Raw genomic sequence first — 7,925 nt, forward strand, 5'->3', positions numbered from 1 at the left:
GGTTGCTGTGCTGCGGCCTCCTGACTGATCTCCCGCAATAGCGCCACTTTCACGCAAAAAATTGCAACTCCATGGTATTTGGCGCCGATTCAGAACTCCTGCTGTGGGATGCTTCTGAAAATCCCCCACGGCTGAATGTGCGTGGCAACTGGACACTCGAAAACTATGCCGCGCTGGGCGAGCAGATCGCCCTGCTCCGGCATCGGTCAGGGGGTCTGGCCGCAGCACGCCGCAACGTAGACCTGGGCGAGCTTGCGGGGTTGGATACCGCGGGTGCTGCGCGCCTTTACGAACTGCTCGGCGCGGAACTCGCCGGAGAGCTTGCCGCTTCCGATGCGGCGCTGAGCCGCGAACGGAGGGCGCTGCTGCTGATGGTGGCCAACGCGATGGGAGCTGCCGGCAAGGTATCCCAAAGGCGGCAGCGGGGTGCCTTTATCGAAATATTCGGTCACGCCGGAGTTGCGCTGGAAATCTTCCGGCAGCAAATCCTGGCACTGCTGGGCTTCATGGGTTTCACGCTCGATGCGCTGGCCCGCGGCCTGCTGCATCCGGAACGCTGGCGCCTGACATCGATCGTGGCGCAAATCCACGAAACCGGCCTGAATGCCGTACCCATCATCGGTCTGCTCAATTTCATGGTGGGCGCCGTGATCGCCTTTCTGGGCGCAACCGTGCTGGCCAATTTCGGGGCAAGCATCTACACCGTCAATCTCGTGACTTTCGCCTTCCTGCGGGAGCTGGGCGTCCTGCTTACTGCCATCCTCATGGCCGGCCGCACCGCGAGTACGTTCACCGCTCAGCTCGGCTCCATGAAGATCAACGAGGAGATCGATGCAACCCGCGTGCTGGGCCTGAACCCAGTCAACCTGCTGGTGCTGCCGCGCGTGCTGGCATTGTTCGTATCCCTGCCCATCCTCACCTTCGTGGGGATGATTTCGGGAATCCTGGGTGGCGCGCTGGTGTGCGCTCTGCAACTGGATATTTCACTGGCGATGTTCCTCACCATTTTTCATGATCAGATCGAGCTGCGGCATTTCCTGGTGGGCATGTCCAAGGCGCCCGTATTCGCCTTCGTGATCGGAGTCGTCGGCTGCCTCGAAGGACTCAAGGTCAGCGGCAGTGCATTGTCCGTGGGACAGCATACGACAGCCAGTGTGGTACATTCCATATTCGTCGTCATTTTCCTGGACGCAGTGGCGGCCCTATTTTTCATGGAGATGGGATGGTAACGGACGAGGCGCTGTTTCCGCGGAAAGCTGGCCGGGTAAACCCTGACAGCCAGGCAACCGGCGCTTCGGCGCAGAGCGGTGAAGCGATTATCCAGGTGCGGGGCCTGACCAACCGTTTTGGCAGGCAACTCGTGCACGACAAGCTGGACCTCGACGTCCATCGCGGCGAGATCCTCGGCGTCATCGGTGGATCCGGCTCGGGCAAATCGGTCCTGCTGCGCTCCATCGTTGGTCTGCAAACCCCCGCTGCGGGCAGTGTGCGTATTCTCGGCACGGATCTGCTCCAGCTCGCCCCCGAGCAGCGTACGCCATTGGAGCAGCGCTTCGGTGTGCTTTTCCAGCGTGGGGCGTTGTTTTCCTCTCTGACCGTCGTGGAAAACATCGCGCTCCCGCTCATTGAGAATGCCGGCCTCACCAGGGCGGATGCCGAGCACTTGGCAATCGTGAAGCTGGCGCTCGCTGGCCTGCCGGCGAATGCAGCCGCGAAATATCCGTCCTCCCTATCGGGTGGCATGATCAAGCGGGCAGCGTTGGCGCGCGCGCTTGCGCTTGACCCCGACATCCTCTTTCTCGACGAGCCCACCGCAGGGCTCGATCCCATCGGCGCGGCGGAATTCGACCAGCTCATCATCACCTTGCGCGATGCGCTGGGCCTCACGGTCTTTATCGTGACCCATGACCTCGATACGCTCTATACGATCTGCGACCGCGTTGCGGTGTTGTCGCAGAAACATGTTCTCGTGACGGGCCCGCTCCAGACGGTCGAAGCCGTCGAGGACGAATGGGTGCAGGAGTATTTTCACGGACCGCGCGGCCGCGCGGCCAGCCATGCGGTGGAGACGGGCGGTACGATGGTCAGGACCAGGGAGATAGGGAGATAACCGATGGAACCGCGCGCGCACCATGTACTGATCGGATTCTTTACCGTTATGACGGTAGCGGCTGCACTGCTGTTCACCCTGTGGCTGAGCAAGGCTCCGGGCGACTCTGTGCAGCGCTACTACACCGTGGTCTTCAATGAGGCAGTCAGAGGTCTCTCCATAGGGAGCGCCGTTCAGTACAGCGGCATCACGGTCGGTGACGTGGTCAAGCTCGCACTGGACCCGCAGGATCCTCGGAGAGTGATCGCGCGGGTGCGCGTGCAAGGCAGTACGCCGATCAAGGAGGATACCCAGGCACGGCTCGCGCTAACAGGCATCACCGGCAATTCCGTGATCGAATTCAGCGGCGGATCGCCAGACAGCCCCGACCTCGTGGCAAAGGATGACAAGGACCCGGTCATCGTGGCCACCCCATCGCCCATCGCCAAGCTGCTGGAGCACAGCGACAACATGATGGCCGATGTCACCCAGCTCGTGATGCGTGCCAAGGAGATTCTTTCTCAAGAAAATGCCAAGCGGCTGAGCAGGACGCTGGAGAACCTGGAGCAGACGACGCAGGTGATCGCCAGCCAGAACGATAACGTGCGGGGAATCGTAGGCGAACTGGCCGCTGCCAGCGCGCAGGCGAATTCCGCGCTGAGGGAGGCCACGCAACTGATGGCGGCAACGAACACCCTCGTGAGCGAGAAGGGCGGTCCAACCCTTGGCAACCTCGATCGCGCCACAGCTTCCTTGGCGAAAGTCAGCGCGTCGGTGGATCAGTTGCTGCTGGAGAATCAGGCCGCGTTGAGCGGGGGCATGCAGGGCATGAACGAACTGGGACCTGCCCTGCAGGAACTACGTTACACCATGTCTGCACTGGCAAGAACCGTACGTCGGCTCGATGAGAATCCTGCTGCCTACCTCACGGGGCGGGAAAAAATCGAGGAGCTTGAGCCATGAACCCAATCCCTGGCGCAAGCTATTTCCATCTGCGTCTGCTCCGCTGTTTCGGGATAGCGACGATACTTCTCTTCGTGTCCTCATGCTCGATATTGCCTGCGACCGAAAATCTGGAAATCTATCAACTGCCTGCTGCCGAGTCTGCTCCCCGTTTCTCCGGCGATCCCTTGCCCTGGACGTTGCGTCTTGCAACCCCCCACAGCAACTACATCACGGATAGTCCACGCGTGCTGGCGCTGCGCCAGGGTAGCCAGCTCAGCTCGTACAAGGGCATCCGCTGGAGCGACCCCGTGCCGGTTCTGCTTCGCAACCGGCTGGCAGCGGCTTTCCGGGCAGATGGCAGGTTCAATTCCATCATTAACGGCAACAACAATAATCTTGTTGCCAACCTGGAGCTTGGCGGTGACCTGAGTGCGTTCCAGGTAGAGTATAAAAATGATGGACCACAGGCCACCATCTATTTTTACGCCACTCTATCGCAGCCGCTGCGCAACCGCATCGTAGCAGTGCGCCGCTTTGAAGTCAGCGAACCCGTGCAGAGCCGGGGGACATCAGGAATCATCACGGCTTTCGGTCTTGCGGCGGACAGATTCGCTGCGGAGATCGTCGCCTGGACAACGCAGCAGGGCATGGCCCTGCAAACCGAGGCAAGAGAATGAGCCCATGAGTCGAACCATGAAACTTTCGAATACTCGCTCTAATAACCACACTATTTAGTTGATGTACTGGAGTCCAATAGCTTAGTCCGGCATCAAACCGGAATAACAACACTCAGGCATTTCTACTGTGTCACCTCGAAATGTCCGCTGGATTCTCTGAGGGAGCCCGTTTCGACCCGCTCATGGTCTTGAGATACGCAATGATCTCAGCCGCAACCTGTTCCCTGTTCGAAATTTCTTCTCCAAGACCGGGCATCATCGTGTTATATCGAATGGTCTGCGGAGCCAGTATCCAGCGCTTGAGGTATTCGGGCTTGATGTACTCCACGATACTTTCCGGATAATTGAGCTCCGGCGCTTTGCCACCCCCATCCCCATTTATCGTGTGGCATGCGGCGCAGTGTCTGCGAAAATGCTCGAATCCACGTTGTACCTGTTCCGAAGAACCAGATGGTGGAATCATGTTCGGAAACGCTCCTTTCATCTTGAGTTCGATAGTCTTGATCTGGTAAGGCATGTCGGATGCCCCTGCCTCAAGCAACTCCTTCGAGTCGATATTGTTCCAAACCAGATAGAGCGGACCGAGCGGCACAACCTCGTTGTTCTGCAGCTTGTTGGTCAATGTGAATGGTTCCCTGTCCTCATTGGCAAAGCCGAAATAACCATCATGATGCAAGAATTTTTTTACCGGCACGCTCGGCTGATACCCGTCGATGGCAGTAAAGACGATTTCGTGCGCTTTTTCCCAATCCCTGCCGAACACCTCGGCGAATACCGCTCTTGCGGGGAGTACACGGTAAACCCGATTCCGTCGCTCGTGCGGTTCGAATACCTTGAGCGCCTGCTCCCGGGTAATGGCGCGAAGACGGTCTACCGAGAAAGTCCTGACGACCTTGCCTTCTTTTTTGAACTCCACCTTATCCGGATTTGCCGCAAACGATGGGGCGGGGAACGCAAGGGCGAGAAGGCCTGTGAACAGCAGTGGCGACAAGTATGAAAAATGCGATGCAAGATGTTTCACACTGTATTCCAAGCGATTGCAACGGATAATTCGAGGAAATCAGGGAAGACGGTATCAGAAACGGCCAGGGAAGACTACCTCTATTGGAAGAGAGGATCGCATGGCTCTCTTCTCAAGTTTGAATTGCCGGCCGTCATGCCACTGCTTCGCCTGCGCGAAAACGTTTTTCGCCTACAATCCGTTGCCGTTAATGCCGAACACCCGCTATTTCCGTTTTCGTTCCAGTTCCAGCCTTGTGATGTAACGCTGGATCAGGGACAGCACATTTTCCCCTGTATCGACAAACTCGCAACTGACGCGCTGGGATTGGAGATCATGTATGAGTCCGGTATCAGCCGGTTCCACGCGGATTATCCGCATGGATACATTAACCGTCCCGATATCCGGTAATACAATGCAGCAATTTTCATAAACGCTTCCTTCCTCGAAATTGCCTCTACTGTTCGAGTCGATGACAGCCATGCCACCGCAGCTGAGGTCCTGCAGGAGTACTTCCACGGTGGAAGGTAATTTTTCCTCAAGCAGGGGAACCACACATCTTACGGGAGCAGTCGTCGGCGTGGCAACGCGATAGTATTCCCGCTTTTGCATACGCAACAGACTTCTGGGGATCTGTGCAAGGAAGGCATTGCGCCCCTCGAACTCTGTTTTCCCGATTTTCTGGCAGGAAAATTGAACCTTCACCTGGTTGGGAAATGCAACAACATTCCATTTTTCAGCTTGCAATGCCTGCTGATTGATCTCCTCATTCGGACCATAATCGAGCACCATTTCCCCGCGTTGGCTGTCGAGATTCAAAAGGGCAGTCGGGAAAAAGCTGTTGGCATCACCAAAGTAACAGGTGCTTTGCGAATTATTCCTTATCATTAGTCGCAGCACGGAGAGAATACCGCTTTTCGACGAAATGCGATATTTCTTGTTGCTATCAGGAAGGTCGGGTTTGCTGTCTGCCATGATGTCTATCCAGGTCTTGCTCATTCCTATTCGGATTTCGCCGTGTTGCTCCAATCACAGACCGGGGCGCAACACGAGAATGATCATTCTTCGCCCTAGATCCTGTCACTGTAACATCGACTCCCCATCCCGGAATTTTCCCTAATCATATACGGTTGGCGCGATGAAGGATCAAAGGCATGCGCGCGACAAGTCCAAGGGGTGACGACTATCCTCGTAATAACGGCGCCAAAACGGAGTACCGTAGCAAAACAGCTTTTTGTTAACAAAAAATTCCGGGTATTGAAAGCACACGAACTGGCATCCATTCAGGTTAAGCGAGAGAAAGGAAGGAGACTGAGAATCGAACCTAAAGCCAAGAGGTTTTATAAATCAATGATCGCATTTTGCTTGACATTTCGAAATAATCCACATTTTGGACCTGGATCACATATGCAGTTCCAGCACTAACTGTCAAAAAAACCCAGGTCTTGATTTTTATTCAAGTATTTGATAATAAATATTTTTAAAAAAAGTTCAAAAAATAGCCGGCTAAGAAAAGATGTTACAGAAAGATGACTTACTCATCGTTTACATAGCTTATCAACAAACTTATCCACAGCAATTGTGGACAATCGAAAAGGCGGTGATCCCTAGCCGATTTTTCCGGAATCTTCCTGCAAAGGATGTGGGCGATACTTTGATGGTTGTCACCAGATCAAAACGGCAGCACAAGATTCGCTTAGCCGGAATCGATGCCTCCGAGAAGCAACAACCATTTGGAGAGCGCTCCAAGCAATCCCTTTCCGATCAGTGTGGATTCCAGGCACTGCAGTTCTTACCTGTAATATTTTACAGGTAGTTAAAGCACCACTTTCAGGCCTAATATTTGTAAAGGTAGCATCAGGTTCTCAAGATCCTGTTGCAGGCTCCTTACGAAGATCATCGTATTCACCAGGCGTAGTGAAATAACCTATTTCTAGGTTTACTCCAGGCCGCTGTAGCGCACTCTTTACGCTAGTCTCTCACTCAATTTATTTTCTGATCAGAAGTTTCAGCAAAGGATGCAACCATGAGCAGCGCTATTGGCTGACTGACTGATTGAGAAGTGAGTTTTTCGCTTTTGAATAGACCTAATTAAATCTGTGGAGCATTTCTGGAATCACGCGGATTTATTCGTTCCAATCAAGAAAAGAAAGGAAAATCGGGCATAAAAGAGGCGAAAAAGCATGAAAGAAACGCTGGAACTGAACCAATCACTCTCCGTGTTGGAGGCAGTCTTAAAGGCGACGGCTGACGGCCTCCTGGTGGCGGACAAGCTGGGCAAAGTGCTTTGCTATAACCAGCTTTACGTGAATATGTGGCACATTCCAAGTGAGCTCCTGACTCATGCGAGACATCAGGCAATCCTCGGATATTGTGCCGGGCAATTAAGAAATCCCCAGCAATTCCTGGACTCGACCGAGGAAATTTATGGCACTTGGACGCCGGAAAGCTTTGATATCTTTGAATTTTGCGATGGGCGGATACTTGAGCGGTATACAAAAACTAAAACCCTGGAAGGGTCAAACATGGTTCGTGTTTGGAGCTTCAGGGACATTACTGAACGCGGGCAGGCGGAGACTTACAAAGCGCAGTTAGCGGCAATCGTCGAGTCCTCGAACGATGCGATCATTATCAAGGATCTCAATGGCATCATTAGCGGATGGAATGCCGGTGCGGAACGGATTTTTGGTTACCGTGCGAGCGAAATCATAGGTTGTCCGATCTCCCGACTAATTCCGCCCGACCGCCTGGAGGAAGAGGACAGAATCATGAGCCTCGTCAAGAGCGGGAAACAAACAAATCATCTCGAAACCGTGCGATGGGGGAAGGACAAGAAACCGATTGATGTCTCCGTCACGATATCGCCGGTGAAGGATAACGCAGGTCACATTGTCGGTGCATACAAGATAGCGCACGATATCACTCAGCGCAAACAATCACTAAAACGTATCGAGTATCTCGCCCATTACGATTTGCTGACCGGGCTGCCCAACCGGGCGCTGTTCACCGACCGCATGAGGATCGCAATCGAGAACGCCAGCCGCTATTCCTTCCGGCTGGCATTACTATTCGTGAATCTCGATCGCTTCAAGCTGATCAACGATTCGCTTGGTCATGGAATCGGCGACAAGCTGCTCAAGGTGGTTGCAGAGCGCATGCAGTCTACGGTTCGCCAAGCGGATACAGTCAGTCGGCTGGGAGGTGACGAGTTTGT

8 protein-coding genes are annotated in these 7,925 nt (G+C 54.4%); 6 read left to right on the plus strand and 2 right to left on the minus strand.

Going from position 1 to position 7,925, the window contains the following annotated elements; translation table 11 throughout:
* Positions 1-71: 71 nt before the first annotated feature.
* From BMW46_RS13230 to BMW46_RS13245, 4 genes are read left to right on the plus strand one after another with little or no spacing between them, the layout of a single operon-like run.
* Complete coding sequence (locus tag BMW46_RS13230; RefSeq protein ID WP_074709127.1) at positions 72-1,229, plus strand: MlaE family ABC transporter permease; 1,158 nt, start codon at positions 72-74, stop codon at positions 1,227-1,229.
* A complete protein-coding gene (locus tag BMW46_RS13235) occupies positions 1,223-2,110 on the plus strand; it encodes an ABC transporter ATP-binding protein (RefSeq protein ID WP_256377071.1) in 888 nt (295 codons plus the stop codon). The genes BMW46_RS13230 and BMW46_RS13235 overlap by 7 nt, the downstream gene beginning before the upstream one ends.
* A gap of 3 nt (positions 2,111-2,113) precedes the next feature.
* Positions 2,114-3,052 carry an MlaD family protein gene (locus BMW46_RS13240; protein ID WP_074709128.1) on the plus strand — a complete coding sequence of 313 codons (939 nt, stop codon included), beginning with the start codon at positions 2,114-2,116 and terminating at the stop codon, positions 3,050-3,052.
* Complete coding sequence (locus tag BMW46_RS13245) at positions 3,049-3,711, plus strand: ABC-type transport auxiliary lipoprotein family protein (protein ID WP_081355803.1); 663 nt, start codon at positions 3,049-3,051, stop codon at positions 3,709-3,711. The genes BMW46_RS13240 and BMW46_RS13245 overlap by 4 nt, the downstream gene beginning before the upstream one ends.
* Before the next feature lie 130 nt (positions 3,712-3,841).
* On the opposite strand, the gene BMW46_RS13250 is transcribed toward BMW46_RS13245, so the two are convergent.
* Entirely contained in the window at positions 3,842-4,732 is an 891-nt protein-coding gene (locus tag BMW46_RS13250) for a c-type cytochrome (protein ID WP_074709129.1), read from the minus strand.
* A 204-nt stretch (positions 4,733-4,936) separates the two neighbouring features.
* Entirely contained in the window at positions 4,937-5,710 is a 774-nt protein-coding gene (locus BMW46_RS13255; RefSeq protein WP_074709130.1) for a flagellar brake protein, read from the minus strand.
* Positions 5,711-6,227: 517 nt separating this feature from the next.
* Between BMW46_RS13255 and BMW46_RS15455 the strand changes: the two genes are divergently transcribed.
* Together BMW46_RS15455 and BMW46_RS13265 are read left to right on the plus strand one after the other, a co-directional pair.
* Positions 6,228-6,527, plus strand: a complete 300-nt coding sequence (locus BMW46_RS15455) for a thermonuclease family protein (protein ID WP_074709131.1) — start codon at positions 6,228-6,230, stop codon at positions 6,525-6,527.
* A 367-nt stretch (positions 6,528-6,894) separates the two neighbouring features.
* Positions 6,895-7,925 (plus strand): diguanylate cyclase domain-containing protein (locus tag BMW46_RS13265; protein WP_143121474.1); only part of this gene is annotated, 1,031 nt, incomplete at its 3' end.

The sequence above is a fragment of the Nitrosospira multiformis genome (assembly GCF_900111585.1).
Lineage (GTDB): Bacteria > Pseudomonadota > Gammaproteobacteria > Burkholderiales > Nitrosomonadaceae > Nitrosospira > Nitrosospira multiformis_B.